Consider the following 14,411-nt stretch of genomic DNA (forward strand, 5'->3'; position numbering starts at 1 on the left):
AAAAACCGTCGGCTCCCGAAGTTTTTGGTGAAGAGGGTCGCAAAGCAACTGCTAATGCAGGCTGCAAGTGTGACGAATATTTTGACGATTGGTTAACAGAATCGAAGGAGCAGGCAGACGGCTGGCAAGCACGAAAAAATCAGCTTTTCATTATTTAGTATTACTATTTTTCGGTCTGCCTGACCATCCCTCCAGCACGATGGGAAGCTCGCTCAGGCTGCGGACCTCCGCATCCGGTTTGCCGGGGCCCTGCCAGGGATGCTGCAAGGGGTTGAACCAGACCGCGCGGATACCGGCGCGCTGGGCGCCCTCGACATCATCCACGGGGTTGTCTCCTACGTGCACGGTGGCCTCGGCGGGAATGCCGGTGAGGCGCAGGGCTTCGCGAAAGGGCTTGGGGTCGGGCTTGCCGACGCCCAGTTGCTCGGCATTCAGGGCGAAGCGGAAGTAGTCGGCCAGGCCGATGGTCTGAACGTCCGCATTGCCATTGGTCAGCACGCCCAGGGTGTAGCGATCGGCCAGTTGCTCCAGGGTGGGGTGGACGTCGTCGAACAGGGTGACCTGCTGGCGGGCGGCCAGATAGACCGCGAAGCCCGCTTCGGCCAGCTGGGCGGCCTCGGGTTCGCCATAGCCGGCATCGAGCAGTGCCTGGTGGATGACCCGACGGCGCATCTCGCTGACCCGGTGCTTGAGCCCGGCGTCCTGCTGCAGCAGGCGATCACGGATCGCCCAGAGGTGCTCCACCGGAACGCTGCCCAGCCGCGGAGCGGCATCGGCGAACCAGTCGCGCAGCAGGGCCTCCGCGGAATGAATGACGGGAGCAATTTCCCAGAGGGTGTCGTCGAGGTCGAAGGTCACGAGGCGAATCGTCATCGGCTGGCCTTGCGCTTGGCGCGGGGGTGCGCCTTGTCATAGACCTCGGCGAGCTGGCCGAAGTCCAGGTGGGTGTAGATCTGGGTGGTGGCGATGTCGGCGTGGCCGAGCAATTCCTGCACCGCGCGCAGATCGCCGGAGGCGCTGAGCATGTGGCTGGCGAAGCTGTGCCTGAGCATGTGCGGATGCAGGTGCTGGCCCAGTTCGCGCACGCCGGCCTCGCGCACCCGCAACTGTACCGCGCGGGGCGTCAGCCGCAGACCGCGCTGGCCGATGAACAGGGCATCGTCACACGGGGCGGCCTGGGGCCTGACCTTGAGCCAGGTCTCCAGGGCGTCGCGGGCCTTGCTGCCGATGGGCAGCACCCGCTCCTTGTTGCCCTTGCCGCGCACCTGAACCAGGCCCTGGGCCAGGTCCACATCCGCCAGGTCCAGACCCACCAGTTCGGACAGCCGCAGCCCGGAGCTGTAGAAGAGCTCCAGCAGGGCCTGGTCGCGCAGGGCGAGAAAGTCGTCTTCCACGGCGCCGTCGAGCAGCTGCATGGAGCGGTCGACGTCGAGCACCTTGGGCAGGGCCTTCTGGGCTTTGGGCGGCGAGAGCCCATGGGCCGGGTCCTGGCTGCAGTGACCTTCGCGAATCAGGTAGAGATAGAAGCCGCGACAGGCTGAAAGCAATCGCGCCAGGCTGCGGCTGGAGGCACCGGCCCGGTGCAGCTGGGCGATCAGGGCGCGCAGGCGGCGACTGTCCAGGCCGCCCCAGTCGCTCAGCCCTTCGGCTTCGACGAAGGTCAGCAGCTTGCGCAGATCGCGGCGGTAGCCGTCGAGGGTGTGGGGCGAAACCTGGCGTTCCAGGCGCAGATGGTCGAGATAGGCATCGAGCTGGATCTGCATGCTCCGCTCCCGGGCTCAGCGCACCGTGCGCAAGGGGACGGGGAAGCGGGGCAGTACCCGCGCCAGGACTTCCGCCACATGGCTCAGAAACAGCGTGCCCAGGCTGCTGCGATAGTGCTGGGGGTCGGGGCTGCCGATCGCCAGGACCCCATGCAGGCCCTGGTGGGAGAGGGCGGCGACGGCAGCCGAGCCGACTTCTTCCTTGGCCGAGTCACCGAACAGGAAGGCCAGTTCGTGGGCGCGCAGGACGCCACTGGTGGTCTTCTCACCACCCAGCAGGCCGCCGATCACCTTTTGCGCTTCGGCGGGGGTGACGCTGCGGCCGACCGGCAGCGGGTGCTCGTGGAACAGGATGAGGCCGACGTAGGGCACCTTGAACTCATGACGCAGGCTGTCCTCGACGGTGCCGATCACCTCTTCGAGGCTGTTGGCGTCCAGCAGGCCGATGATCAGCCGGCGGGTCTTGTCGAACAGCCGGTCGTTGTCCCGGGCCACGTCCATCAGGTGGGCCAGGCGATGGCGCATCTCGCCGTTGCGATCGCGCAGCAGGCCGAGTTGCCGCTCGACCAGGGAGATGGCGGTCCCCCGCTGGTGGGGGACACGCATCTCCGCCAGCAGCTCTTCGCGATCGGCGAAGAAGTGCGGATGGTCCAGCAGCCAGTCGGCGACCTGGTCCGCGGTCAGTTCGGGGGTATCGCTCATACTCTTACCTGGCCTTCGTAGACACGGGTGGCCGGACCGGTCATGAGCACCGGTTGGCCGACGCCGTCCCACTCGATGTTGAGCAGACCGCCCGGCAACTCGATGCTGACCGGCGATTTCAGCCAGCCCTGGCGAATCCCGGCCACGGCGGCGGCGCAGGCGCCGGTACCGCAGGCGCGGGTTTCGCCGACACCGCGCTCCCAGACCCGCAGGCGGGCGCGCTGGGTGTCGATGATCTGCAGGAAACCGATGTTGGCCTTTTGCGGAAAGCGCGGATGGCACTCCAGCTTGGGCCCGAGGGTGAGCACCGGCGCCTGGTCGACGTCGGCGACCCGCAGCACGCCGTGGGGGTTGCCCATGGAGACCACCGCCAGCTCGACCGTCTCGCCGTCGACCTGGACGGCATGGCTCAGGGTCTCCGCCTCGGCGATGAAGGGGATCTCGGCGGCCTGCAGACGCGGTGCGCCCATGTCGACGCGCACCTGGCCATCACCCTTGAGGTGCAATTCGATGATGCCGCTCTTGGTTTCGACGCGGATCTGCTTCTTGACCGTGAGGCGCTTGTCGAAGACGAAGCGGGCGAAGCAGCGGGCGCCATTGCCGCACTGTTCGACCTCGGAGCCATCGGCGTTGAAGATGCGATAGCGAAAGTCCACGTCCGGCGTGGTCGGGGTCTCGACGATCAGCAACTGGTCGAAGCCAACCCCGGTGTTTCTATCTCCCCACAGACGGACGTGCTTGGGCTGGATGTGGGCGTGCTGGCTGATCAGGTCGAGGACCATGAAATCGTTGCCCAGACCGTGCATCTTGGTGAAGCGCAGTTGCATGGAACTCCCCTCAGGCCGGCAGCCGGCTCTCGCCTGCGAAGAGTTCTTCCAGCGTCTCGCGCCGACGGACCAGGTGCGCCTGGTCGCCATCCACCATCACCTCGGCCGCACGGCCGCGAGTGTTGTAGTTGGAACTCATGGTGAAGCCATAGGCCCCAGCGGAGCGGATGGCCAGCAGATCGCCCTCGGCCAGCACCAGCTCGCGGTCCTTGGCGAGGAAGTCGCCGGTCTCGCAGATGGGACCGACCAAGTCGTAGCGGCGGGCTTCGCCCTGGCGCGCGACCACCGGCTCCACCGCCATCCAGGCCTGGTACAGCGCCGGACGGATGAGATCGTTCATCGCCGCGTCGACGATGGCGAAATCCTTGTGGGTGGTGTGCTTGAGGTATTCCACGCGGGTCAGCAGGACGCCGGCATTGGCCACGATGAAGCGGCCCGGCTCGAACACCAGGGTCAGGCTGCGCCCAGCGATGCGCTCGCGGATGGCCTGGATGTAGTCGCCGGCCAGCGGCGGTTGCTCGTCCCGATAGCGCACGCCCAGGCCGCCGCCGAGGTCCAGGTGGCGCAGGACGATACCGCGCTCGGCGAGGCGATCGATCAGCGCCAAGAGGCGGTCGAGGGCGTCGAGGAAGGGCGGCAGGGTAGTGAGCTGGGAGCCGATATGGCAGTCCACGCCGAGGATTTCCAGGTTCGGCAACGCGGCGGCGCGGGCGTAGACCGCCTCGGCGTCGGCGATGTCGATGCCGAACTTGTTTTCCTTGAGACCGGTGGAAATGTAGGGGTGGGTGCCGGCGTCGACGTCGGGATTGACCCGCAGCGAGATCGGCGCGACCACGTTCAGTTCGGCGGCCACCTGCTGCAGCCGTTCCAGCTCGTCGGTGGATTCGACGTTGAAGCATTGCACGCCCACTTCCAGGGCGCGGCGCATGTCGTCACGGGTCTTGCCGACCCCGGAGAACACCACCCGGTGCGGGTCGCCACCAGCGGCCAGGACGCGCTCCAGCTCGCCGCGGGAGACGATGTCGAAGCCGGCGCCGAGGCGGGCCAGGACATTGAGCACACCGAGGTTGGAGTTGGCCTTGACGGCGAAACAGACCAGGTGCGGCAGACCGGCCAGCGCATCGGTATAGGCGCGGTACTGGCCCTCGATGTGCGCTCGCGAGTAGACGTAGGCGGGGGTGCCGAATTCCTGCGCCACGGCGCTCAGGGCGACCCCTTCCGCATGCAGTTCACCTGCACGGACAGCGAAGACTTCCATGGTGGCTCCCTAGAACACGTCGTGGCGGTGTTCTTTGGCGGCTTTCTGGTCGTCGGGCAGGTACAGCGGGCCTTTCTGACCGCAGCCGGCCAGCAGGCAGGCGCAGGCGATGAAGAGGAGAGACAGGCGCTTCATGACGCGAAACCTTTATTCAGGCGAATATTGCCCGGAGTATAACGGGGTTGAGCGACTCTTTGACACGCCCGGATGGCTGAAGCGCAGCTGCCGGCAACAGCCGCGACTGGACGCCATCTGGGCGGCCCGCTACCGTGCGGCGATTCTTTCCCTTCTTTCGAGGATCGTCATGAGCCGGCTCAGCGAAGCGCAATTCCATCACCTCGTCGACCAGACCCAGCGCCAGGTCGAAGACGCCTATGACGACAGCGGGCTGGACCTCGATCTGGAAAATGCCGGTGGCGTGCTGACGATCAAGTTCGACAACGGCAGCCAGGTCATTCTCAGCCGCCAGCCCCCGCTGGTGCAGCTCTGGGTCGCCGCGCGGTCGGGTGGCTATCACTTCGACTGGGACGGCCAGAGCTGGATCTGCGACACCTCGTCCGAGACCCTCGGCGCGCTGCTGGTACGGGTGACCCTGGAGCAGACCGGCGAGAGCGTGGCCTTGCCCGGGCTGTAATGACCTGCGGTCGGTGCGGCTTGACCCGAGCCTTGAGCCCTGTGCTAGCGTGATCTGACGGCGCCCTTCGAGCGCCGTTTTCTTTTGCCGCCCTTGTGCGGCTTCTCGCTGGGCGCCGGTCGCCCGTCATCCCGGTGGTCCGCCGCACCGCGCGGTTGGGCCGCATCGTCTCGTCTTCCAGGAGTCCGCCATGCGTCATGCATCGCCCATCACCGTTTCCGCCGTCGATCTGCCCCGTCTCGAACGGCTGCTCGACGCCCTGCCCGAATTCGGGCCCGTGGCAGAGGCCCTGGACGAGGAACTGGCTCAGGCGCGAGTGGTGGCGCCCGAGGAGATCGGCGCGGTGGTCACCATGAATTCGCGGGTGCGCTGCCGTGAGACCGACACCGGCAAGGAGTACCAGGTGGTGCTGGTCTATCCGGAGGACGCCGGCGCGGAGGGCCGGATTTCGGTGCTGGCGCCGGCCGGCAGCGCGCTGCTCGGGGCGACCCCCGGCGAGCGCCTCAGCTGGCCGGTGCCCGGCGGCAAGGAGCAGCAGGTGGAGCTGCTGGCGCTGGAGCCGGTCGAGGCCTAGTCGTCCGCGACCTCGGGCAGTTCCGGCAGGGCCCGTAGCAGGCGCTCGTAGTGGGCGCCGTCGAAGGGGCGATCGGCGGCGAGCATGGCTTCGATCTCGAAGGACAGTGCCTGAGCCATCAGCAGCACCGCTTCCTCGCGTTCGTAGCCGACCAGGGTCAGCTTGTTGAGCACGGCCTGGACATAGGCCGGCTCGGCAGCGGCAAGCTGGTTCTCCACCGCTTCGATCAGATGGGAGGAGACAAAGGATTCTTCGTCATCGGTGTGGTCAATCATGTTCGGATACCTTTTGTTACAGTGCGACCCCTGATTCTGGCCTGGAGTCTTCTCGATGATCACCTGCTATCGCCTGTCCGCCAACGAGCTGGTGGCCCAGCCGCTGTCGCCGGGAGACGCGTTGCCGGACGATTTGCTCTGGGTCGATCTGCTCGACCCCAGCGAGGCGGAGGAGCGCTATCTGGAGCAGGCACTGGCGATGGACATCCCCACCCGGGAAGAGATCGCCGAGATCGAGGAATCCTCGCGACTCTACCAGACCGACCAGGCTCTGCACCTGACCACCACCGTCGTCAGTGGCTTCAGCGAGCATCAGCCGCAGGCCTCGGTGGTCAATTTCGTGCTGACGCCCGAGTGGCTGGTGACGGTGCGCTACGCCGAACTGGCGGCCTTCAAGACCTTTCTCGGCAAGGCCCAGCAGCAGGCGAGCCAGCACTGTCGCAGCGATGTCATCTTCGCCTCGCTGCTGGATAGCCTGGTGGACCGGGTGGCCGACATCCTCGAATCGGTGCAGGCGCATCTCAATCGCCTGGCCAAGGCGGTGTTTCGCGAACCCCTGGATTCACCGCAGGAAAAGCAGCAGCCCAAGACCGACCTGCAATCCATCGTCAAGCAGCTGGGGCGCAGCAATCAGCTGCTGGCCCAGCTCAGCGAGAGTCTGCTGGGCATCAATCGCATCGTCTCCTACCTGCGCCGGGCGGGCGCCACCTGGATCTCCGGCACGGCCAAGACCTGGTTCAAGACCTTGGAGCGCGACGTCCGCTCGCTGAGCGATTACCAGGCCAAAATGAACGGCGAGATCGGCTTTCTGCTCGACGCCACCCTGGGCCTGATCAGCGTGGAGCAGAACAACATCGTCAAGGTGTTCACCATCGCCTCGGTGCTGTTCCTGCCGCCGACCCTGGTGGGCACCGTCTACGGCATGAACTTCAAGGTCATGCCGGAGCTGGACTGGCACTTCGGCTATCCGCTGGCGCTGGGCGCCATGGTGGTCTCGGCGTTGATTCCCTATGCCTGGTTCAAGTTTCGCCGCTGGCTGTAGTCGGCGGCATCCATCGCACCTCGAGGAGGCAACACTATGCGTATCGGATTCATTGGCCTGGGTGGCATGGGCCAGGGCATGGCCGCCAATCTGCTCAAGGCCGGTCATGAGGTCGTGGTCTGGAATCGCTCCCAGGCGCCGGTCCAGGTGCTGGTCGAGCAGGGTGCCCGCGCGGCGGCGACGCCGGCAGAGGCCTTCGACGTGGAGGTGGTCTTCAGCATCCTGGCCAATGACGCCGCCACCCGCGAGGTAATCCTTGACAGCGGCGCCCTTGAGCAGGCACGGGTCGGGCTGATCCACGTCAGCATGGCCACCCTGTCGGTGGCCCTGGTGGACGAACTGGTCGCGCGCCATGCCGAGGCCGGCCTGGGCTATGTGGCGGCACCCGTCTTCGGCCGCACCGACGTAGCTGCCAGTGGCCAGCTCAACATCGTGGTGGCCGGCGAGCCCGAGGCGATCCAGCGCGTCCAGCCGCTGCTCGACGTGCTGGGACGCAAGACCTGGCCGGTGGGCGCGGAGCCGCGCCAGGCCAACGTGGTGAAGATCGCTGGCAACTTCATGATCGCCAGCGCCATCGAGACCATGGGCGAGAGCACCGCCCTGGCCCGCAGCTATGGCGTGGAGCCGGCAGCGCTGCTGGAAATCCTCACCAGCACCCTGTTCGCCGCCCCGGTGTACCAGAACTACGGACGCCTGCTGACCGAGCGAAAGTTCTCGCCGGCGGCCTTCAAGCTCAGCCTGGGACTCAAGGACGTCGGCCTGGCCCTGGCGGCCGGTCAGGAAAAGGCGGTACCGCTACCCTTCGCCAGCGTCCTGAGAGACAACCTGCTGGAGGCCGTCGCCCAGGGCGAGGGCGATCTGGACTGGATCGCGCTGGGGCAGAGGTCGCACAAGAAGGCCGGCCTCGACTGAGAACCTGTTTACGATCTCCTGGCCGTCGGCCATACGGCGTTAAAAACAGCTTCGGAATGCTCATTTACAACTTGTAAACTGCGCTTCCTCAGCTGTTTTTGCCTTGTCTGGCTCTAGTCCAAAAGATCGTACACAAGTTCTGAGCGCCTGCTCAAAATCCGCTGCGCGTCGGCCAAGCCGCGTTGGACGTGGCTCCCGCTCGCGCGACCTGACCCAGATCCCGCGCCATGGCTACTTGCAGGCGGTGCCCAGCGCCGCCAGCGACAGCGGATAGAACTGCAGGTTGTAGCCCGAGGTCTTGGCCTGGCTGCAGCGCTTGGTGCTGTAGAGACCGTAGTCGATGATCATCACCGGCTTCTTCTGGGTGCGGAAGTAGCTGTAGGCGTTGCACTCGGCGTAGTCGTAGCAGCTCTCGTTGAGGGCGAAGTCGAACTTGGTGTAGAGGCTCGGCACCAGATCCACGGCGTTCTTCAGACCCACCAGCAGACTGCGCCTGTGCGCCTCGTCGGCCAGCCAGTTGAGGAAGTCCAGCTGCTGGGCCTTGGTCAGCTTGAGGCCGTTGGGGTTGGAGTAGCCGTCGACGTTGTCCGGGTCCACGCCCTGGCAACCCTTCTGCACCGCCAGGTCCAGCCGCTTGGCCAGCAAGGCGCGGACGTCGGCACGGCGGATGTCCAGCCAGCGTTCGCCCGGCCAGGCGTCCAGCGCCTTGCCCAGAGCGGCCTTGGGATAGAGCGCGGCGTCGGGCCGCCAGTCCTCCCAGGTACCGGCGCTGAAATAGCAGATCACCGTCTTCCCATTGCCCTTCAGATTGGCGATCACCGCCTTGCTGGTGTCATAGAGATCGATGTCGTAGAGGGTGCGATTGGGCTTCTGCAGCACGCCGTTCAGCTGGACATGCCAGGTGAGCGTCTGTGGCAGCGGCGGCGGCAGGGCGGCCTGGCTGGAAGCCGCAGCGAACATTCCGCAAAGCAGGATGGAGCAGGCTGAAAGGCGCATGAGACTTGACTCGAACGGCTGGTCAAGTCTCCAGTATCGGCGGCCTGGTCACTGTCCTGAGTGCCGGTGGTCGTGCCTATCGACGGCTGGTCGGCGGCCGCTTAGCGGCCTGCCAAGGCCTTCAGCCAGAGAGCCCTGTCGTAGACGGATTGCAGGCGGGCACAGTGCTACCAAGGCCATACGGCCTGGCTCTCCGTCAGGCAGAGCCGTCCGATGGACGGCTTGCCTGCTCCCGGGCAACCACCGCTGAGAGGCGGTGGGGAGCGCAAGACAGCTTTCAGCGCTTGGCCAGCAGCTCGCGGCCGCGCTTCACGGCGGCGCGGACCTGGGCCGGTGCGGTGCCACCGATGTGGTCGCGGGCATTGACCGAGCCTTCCAGGGTCAGGACGGCGAAGACGTCCTGCTCGATCTGATCGCTGAAGCGACGCAGTTCGTCCAGGCTCATCTCGGCCAGGTCCTTGCCGCTATCCACGCCGTACTTCACCGCATGGCCGACGATCTCGTGGCAATCGCGGAACGGCAGGCCCTTGCGCACCAGATAGTCGGCAAGGTCGGTAGCGGTGGAGAAGCCGCGACGCGCTGCCTCGCGCATGATCTCGCGCTTGGGCTTGATGGCCGGGACCATGTCGGCGAAGGCCCGCAGGGAGTCTCGTAGGGTATCGGCGGCGTCGAACAGGGGTTCCTTGTCTTCCTGGTTGTCCTTGTTGTAGGCCAGCGGCTGCCCCTTCATCAGGGTCAGCAGGCCGGTAAGGGCGCCAAACACCCGGCCAGTCTTGCCGCGTACCAGTTCGGGAACGTCGGGATTCTTCTTCTGCGGCATGATCGAGGAGCCGGTGCAGAAGCGATCGGGCAGGTCGATGAACTGGAACTGGGCGCTGGTCCAGAGCACCAGCTCTTCGGAAAAGCGCGACAGGTGCATCATCGCCAGGGAGGCGGCGGCGCAGAATTCGATGGCGAAGTCGCGATCCGAGACGCCATCCAGGGAGTTGCCACCGATGGCCTCGAAGCCCAGCAGCTCGCAGGTGACCTGGCGCTGGATGGGGTAGGTGGTGCCGGCCAGGGCCGCGCTGCCCAGGGGCATGCGATTGACGCGCTTGCGGCAGTCGACCAGGCGCTCGTGGTCGCGGGAAAGCATCTCGAACCAGGCCAGCAGGTGGTGGCCGAAGGTCACCGGCTGGGCGGTCTGCAGGTGGGTGAAACCGGGCATGATGGTGTCGGCTTCGGTCTCGGCCAGTTGCAGCAGGCCGGCCTGCAGGCGATTCAGCTCGACGAGGATGGCGTCGATCTCGTCGCGCAGCCAGAGGCGGATGTCGGTGGCCACCTGGTCATTACGGCTGCGGCCGGTGTGCAGCTTCTTGCCGACCACGCCCAGGCGCTCGGTCAGGCGCGCCTCGATGTTCATGTGCACGTCTTCCAGATCGACGCGCCACTCGAAGGTACCGGCCTCGATCTCGCGGCGGATCTCGTCCAGCCCTGCGACGATGGCGTCGCGCTCGGCTTCGCTGAGCACGCCGGCCTGGGTCAGCATGCGCGCATGGGCCTGGCTGCCGAGGATGTCGTGGCGGTAGAGGCGCTTGTCGAAGTCCACCGAAGCGGTGAAGCGGGCGACGAAGGCGTCGACGGGTTCGCTGAAGCGTCCGCCCCAGGACTGGTTGGTTTTTTCGCTGCTCATGGATCGGCCTGCTGCTGGGCTTGTCGGTGGAAGTGAGAGGGGGCCGATGATAGCAGTCCTGAGCGGGTTCCGGCCCGATTCAACGGAGCCGACTTGCCGACGAGTGGTATCTGACCCACACTGGCTCCATGATACTCGAACGCCGCAAAACCCCTCGGCCGGTCAAGGTCGACGATTTCTTCGTCCCGGCGCTCTGCGAACCGGAAGCCCTGCTCGTGCTGGTGGTGCTGGCCGAGCTGCTGGTGCTGGTGCTGGTCCTGGCGGAGCCCTTCACCCTGCAGTTCAACTGGATCCGGCTGGCGCTGGTGTCGCTGTTCGTGCAGTGGATCGTGCTGCTGTCGGCGGCGCTGCTCTGTCGCCTGCGGCCCTGGCTCGCGCGGCATCGCCCGGTGGTGGCTGGCGGCTTCTGCTGCGCCATCGTGGTGGCCCTGACCCTGCTCTGCACCCTGGTGGCCGACTGGCTGCAACTGGCCGGTCCGCTGCAGCGGACCGGCGAGGTGCGGCTGTACATGCGCCATGCACTGATCGCCCTGATCATGTCCATGCTGCTGCTGCGCTACTTCTGGCTGCAGAGCCAGTGGCGCCGCCAGCAGCAGGCCGAACTGCACGCGCGTATCGAGTCCCTGCAGGCGCGCATCCGTCCGCACTTCCTGTTCAATAGCCTGAACAGCATCGCCAGTCTCATCGCCCTGGATGCGGACAAGGCCGAGCGCGCGGTGCTGGACCTCTCGGCCCTGTTCCGTGCCAGCCTGGCCCAGCCCGGCACCAAGGTGCGCTGGTCCCAGGAGCTGGAGCTGTCGCGCCGCTACCTGGAGATCGAACGCCTGCGCCTGGGTGATCGCCTGCAACTGCAGTGGGACGTGGACGGAGTGCCGGCGGATCTGCCGATTCCCCAATTGACTCTGCAGCCGCTGCTGGAAAACGCCCTGATCTACGGCGTCGCGCCGCGTATCGAAGGCGGTTTGGTAACCATCTTCGCCACCTACCGAGAAGGGGTGTTCGAACTGGTGATCAGTAACCCCTACGATCCCGAGGTGGAGCAGCAGCCCCGCCCGCCAAAGGGTACTCGTCAAGCTTTGAGCAATATCGAGGCGCGATTAACGGCACTTTTCGGACCAGCTGCGAGTCTCAAAATCGAACGCCGCGACCAGCGGCATACAACGTCTCTTCGCTATCCATGCGAGCGACTCATGCGGGAAGCCTGAGCTTATGAATGTCCTGATCGTCGATGACGAACCCTTGGCGCGCGAGCGTCTGGCCCGTCTGGTGGGGCAACTGGACGGTTATACCGCCCTGGAGCCAACAGCCACCAACGGTGAGGAAGCCCTCGCTTTGGTCGAAAACCTCAAGCCTGACATCGTCCTGCTCGACATCCGCATGCCGGGTCTGGACGGTTTGCAGGTGGCCGCGCGACTCTGCGAGCGCGAATCGCCGCCCGCAGTGATCTTCGTGACCGCTCACGATGAATACGCGCTCGACGCCTTCCAGGTGAGTGCCGTTGGCTATCTGGTCAAGCCGGTGCGCCAGGAAGACCTGGCTGCCGCCTTGGGCAAGGCCCAGCGTCCGAACCGGATGCAGCTTGCCGCCCTGACCAAGCCGCCGGCCAGCGGTGGTCCGGGGCCGCGCAGCCATATCAGCGCCCGGACCCGTAAGGGTATCGAGCTGATTCCGCTGGACGACGTGGTTTATTTCATCGCCGACCACAAATATGTGACCCTGAGACACTCCGGCGGCGAGGTGCTGCTGGATGAGCCGCTCAAGGCGTTGGAAGACGAATTCGGCGAGCGCTTCGTGCGTATCCACCGCAATGCGCTGGTCTCCCGCGAGCGCATCGAGCGTCTGCAGCGCACCCCTCTGGGCCACTTCCAGCTGTTCCTCAAGGGCATGAACGGCGATGCCCTGACCGTCAGCCGCCGCCATGTGGCCGGTGTGCGCCGCCTGATGCACAGCATCTGACGTCGCTTCCGGGTCGATGACTGGCGCGTAGCGGGGGAGGGGCGCCGGTCGACCTGCTATCATGGCCGGCAATCTGACGTGCCGGTAATGCCCATGCTCCGCGAAATCCGTATCGCCACGCGCCAGAGTGCCCTGGCACTGTGGCAAGCCGACTATGTGAAAGCCCGCCTCGAAGCGGCGCATCCGGGATTGCGGGTGAGCCTGCTGCCCATGACCAGTCGCGGCGACAAGCTGCTCGACGCGCCGCTGGCCAAGATCGGCGGCAAGGGTCTGTTCGTCAAGGAGCTGGAAAACGCCCTGCTCGACGGTAGCGCCGACATCGCCGTGCACTCCATGAAGGACGTGCCCATGGAATTTCCTGCGGGCCTTGGGCTATACGCCATCTGCGAGCGGGAAGACCCACGCGACGCCTTCGTCTCCAATCGCTATGCGCGACTCGCCGATCTGCCCCAGGGCAGCGTAGTCGGTACCTCCAGCCTGAGACGCCAGGCCCAGTTGCTGGCCCTGCGGCCGGACCTGGAGATCCGCTTCCTGCGCGGTAACGTCAATACCCGCCTGGCCAAGCTCGACGCCGGCGACTATGACGCCATCATCCTGGCCGCCGCCGGCCTAATCCGCCTGGGCTTCGCCGAGCGCATCCGCGAATCCCTGACCGTCGAAGACAGCCTGCCCGCGGGTGGCCAGGGTGCTGTGGGCATCGAATGCCGCACCGACGATGCCGAGGTCCATGCCTTGCTCGAACCCCTGCACCATTTCGACACCGAGCGCCGAGTCGCTGCGGAACGCGCCCTGAATCGTCGCCTCAACGGCGGCTGCCAGGTGCCCATCGCCTGCTATGCCGTGCAGGAAGGCGAGCTGCTCTGGTTGCGTGGGCTGGTCGGCCAGCCCAATGGCGGTCTGCTGCTGCGTGCCGAAGCCCGTGGTCCCGTCAACGATCCGGCCGGTCTCGGTGTAGCCGTGGCCGAAGACCTGCTGGCCCAGGGCGCCCAGGACATTCTCGACGCCGTTTACGGGGCCTCCGGCGCGTCATGAGCGGCTGGCGCCTGCTCCTGACCCGGCCGGCGGAGGAGAATCCACCCCTGGCCATTGCCCTGGCCGCGGCGGACATCGCCAGTGCCAGTTTGCCGCTGCTGGAACTCCAGCCGCTGGCGGAAACCCCCGAGCAGCGCACCCTCTGGCTCGATCTGGACCGCTATGCTGCCGTGCTGGTGGTGAGCAAGCCGGCCGCTCGCCTGGGGCTCGCCGCCCTGGACCGCTACTGGCCGCAACCCCCGTTGCAGGCCTGGTTCGCCGTGGGCGCGGCCACTGCCGCCGTGCTCGAAGACTATGGACTGCAGGTGCATCATCCCCAGCGCGAAGACAGCGAAGGCCTGCTGGCGCTGCCGGCCTTGCAGGAAGCCCTGCAGCGCCCGGAACCCGAGGTGCTGCTCCTGCGCGGGGAGGGCGGCCGTGATCTGCTGGTCGAAACCCTCACCGCCCGCGGCGCGCGCGTCGAGGTACTCGAACTCTATCGCCGCCAGTGCCCGGAGTACCCGGCAGGGCAGGTTCTAGAGACCCTGGCAGCGGAACGCCTGAATGCCATCATGGTCAGCAGTGGGCAGGGTTTCGCGCATCTGCAGGCCTGTGCGGGTGCGGACTGGCCCGCGGTGCGCCGTTATCCCCTGCTGGTACCCAGCGCCCGTGTGGCCGAACTGGCTCGCGCCAGCGGCTGTGAACTCATCATCGAGTGCCAGGGCGCCAGCGCCAGCGCCTTGATCACCGCGCTTGCCCATCACCATCCGGATTGACCCTACAAGGAAT

17 protein-coding genes are annotated in these 14,411 nt (G+C 66.1%); 8 read left to right on the forward strand and 9 right to left on the reverse strand.

The window, feature by feature from the left end:
* Positions 1 to 150 precede the first annotated feature (150 nt).
* The 6 genes from LRS53_RS08675 to lptM are packed head-to-tail and all read right to left on the reverse strand — an operon-like array spanning position 151 to position 4,685.
* Entirely contained in the window at positions 151 to 873 is a 723-nt protein-coding gene (locus LRS53_RS08675; protein ID WP_231355640.1) for an HAD family hydrolase, read from the reverse strand.
* Positions 870 to 1,763, reverse strand: coding sequence for a tyrosine recombinase XerC (gene xerC / locus LRS53_RS08680; protein ID WP_231355641.1), 894 nt, complete (start codon positions 1,761 to 1,763; stop codon positions 870 to 872). Before xerC ends, LRS53_RS08675 begins: the two co-directional genes overlap by 4 nt.
* A gap of 15 nt (positions 1,764 to 1,778) precedes the next feature.
* Entirely contained in the window at positions 1,779 to 2,465 is a 687-nt protein-coding gene (locus tag LRS53_RS08685) for a DUF484 family protein (protein WP_017639383.1), read from the reverse strand.
* On the reverse strand, positions 2,462 to 3,292 hold the full coding sequence (gene dapF / locus LRS53_RS08690; RefSeq protein WP_231355642.1) for a diaminopimelate epimerase: 831 nt from the start codon (positions 3,290 to 3,292) through the stop codon (positions 2,462 to 2,464). Before dapF ends, LRS53_RS08685 begins: the two co-directional genes overlap by 4 nt.
* A 10-nt stretch (positions 3,293 to 3,302) precedes the next feature.
* On the reverse strand, positions 3,303 to 4,550 hold the full coding sequence (lysA, locus tag LRS53_RS08695; protein ID WP_231355643.1) for a diaminopimelate decarboxylase: 1,248 nt from the start codon (positions 4,548 to 4,550) through the stop codon (positions 3,303 to 3,305).
* A gap of 9 nt (positions 4,551 to 4,559) precedes the next feature.
* Complete coding sequence (gene lptM / locus LRS53_RS08700; RefSeq protein ID WP_007161378.1) at positions 4,560 to 4,685, reverse strand: LPS translocon maturation chaperone LptM; 126 nt, start codon at positions 4,683 to 4,685, stop codon at positions 4,560 to 4,562.
* A 169-nt stretch (positions 4,686 to 4,854) separates the two neighbouring features.
* Here lptM and cyaY point away from each other — a divergent pair, with 169 nt between their 5' ends.
* Both cyaY and rnk read left to right on the forward strand, forming a co-directional pair.
* On the forward strand, positions 4,855 to 5,184 hold the full coding sequence (gene cyaY, locus LRS53_RS08705) for an iron donor protein CyaY (RefSeq protein WP_059316577.1): 330 nt from the start codon (positions 4,855 to 4,857) through the stop codon (positions 5,182 to 5,184).
* A gap of 190 nt (positions 5,185 to 5,374) precedes the next feature.
* Positions 5,375 to 5,758: a nucleoside diphosphate kinase regulator gene (gene rnk / locus LRS53_RS08710; RefSeq protein WP_017639387.1), complete on the forward strand. Its 384-nt coding sequence runs from the start codon at positions 5,375 to 5,377 to the stop codon at positions 5,756 to 5,758.
* On the opposite strand, the gene LRS53_RS08715 is transcribed toward rnk, so the two are convergent.
* Complete coding sequence (locus tag LRS53_RS08715) at positions 5,755 to 6,033, reverse strand: hypothetical protein (RefSeq protein WP_231355644.1); 279 nt, start codon at positions 6,031 to 6,033, stop codon at positions 5,755 to 5,757. The two genes, rnk and LRS53_RS08715, sit on opposite strands and share 4 nt — an antisense overlap.
* Before the next feature lie 55 nt (positions 6,034 to 6,088).
* Here LRS53_RS08715 and LRS53_RS08720 point away from each other — a divergent pair, with 55 nt between their 5' ends.
* The gene (locus tag LRS53_RS08720) at positions 6,089 to 7,075 is read left to right on the forward strand and encodes a magnesium transporter CorA family protein (protein ID WP_017639389.1); all 987 of its coding nucleotides are present in this window, start codon (positions 6,089 to 6,091) and stop codon (positions 7,073 to 7,075) included.
* Between the two features lie 36 nt (positions 7,076 to 7,111).
* Positions 7,112 to 7,987: an NAD(P)-dependent oxidoreductase gene (locus LRS53_RS08725; RefSeq protein ID WP_068384664.1), complete on the forward strand. Its 876-nt coding sequence runs from the start codon at positions 7,112 to 7,114 to the stop codon at positions 7,985 to 7,987.
* A gap of 231 nt (positions 7,988 to 8,218) precedes the next feature.
* Here the strand turns inward: LRS53_RS08725 and LRS53_RS08730 are convergent, their stop codons facing one another.
* Together LRS53_RS08730 and argH are read right to left on the reverse strand one after the other, a co-directional pair.
* Complete coding sequence (locus tag LRS53_RS08730) at positions 8,219 to 8,983, reverse strand: endo alpha-1,4 polygalactosaminidase (protein ID WP_231355645.1); 765 nt, start codon at positions 8,981 to 8,983, stop codon at positions 8,219 to 8,221.
* 277 nt (positions 8,984 to 9,260) lie between these two features.
* The gene (gene argH / locus LRS53_RS08735) at positions 9,261 to 10,655 is read right to left on the reverse strand and encodes an argininosuccinate lyase (protein WP_017639392.1); all 1,395 of its coding nucleotides are present in this window, start codon (positions 10,653 to 10,655) and stop codon (positions 9,261 to 9,263) included.
* Between the two features lie 128 nt (positions 10,656 to 10,783).
* Between argH and LRS53_RS08740 the strand changes: the two genes are divergently transcribed.
* The 4 genes from LRS53_RS08740 to LRS53_RS08755 all read left to right on the forward strand — a co-directional run bounded on the left by LRS53_RS08740 (position 10,784) and on the right by LRS53_RS08755 (position 14,398).
* Positions 10,784 to 11,860: a sensor histidine kinase gene (locus LRS53_RS08740; protein ID WP_017639393.1), complete on the forward strand. Its 1,077-nt coding sequence runs from the start codon at positions 10,784 to 10,786 to the stop codon at positions 11,858 to 11,860.
* A 4-nt stretch (positions 11,861 to 11,864) separates the two neighbouring features.
* Positions 11,865 to 12,611, forward strand: coding sequence for a LytR/AlgR family response regulator transcription factor (locus tag LRS53_RS08745; RefSeq protein WP_017639394.1), 747 nt, complete (start codon positions 11,865 to 11,867; stop codon positions 12,609 to 12,611).
* A 93-nt stretch (positions 12,612 to 12,704) separates the two neighbouring features.
* Positions 12,705 to 13,643, forward strand: a complete 939-nt coding sequence (hemC, locus tag LRS53_RS08750) for a hydroxymethylbilane synthase (RefSeq protein ID WP_231355646.1) — start codon at positions 12,705 to 12,707, stop codon at positions 13,641 to 13,643.
* The gene (locus LRS53_RS08755; RefSeq protein WP_231355647.1) at positions 13,640 to 14,398 is read left to right on the forward strand and encodes a uroporphyrinogen-III synthase; all 759 of its coding nucleotides are present in this window, start codon (positions 13,640 to 13,642) and stop codon (positions 14,396 to 14,398) included. The genes hemC and LRS53_RS08755 overlap by 4 nt, the downstream gene beginning before the upstream one ends.
* The last annotated feature ends 13 nt before the right edge of the window (positions 14,399 to 14,411 follow it).

It is taken from the genome of Pseudomonas sp. PLB05, assembly GCF_021106615.1.
GTDB lineage: Bacteria > Pseudomonadota > Gammaproteobacteria > Pseudomonadales > Pseudomonadaceae > Chryseomonas > Chryseomonas benzopyrenica.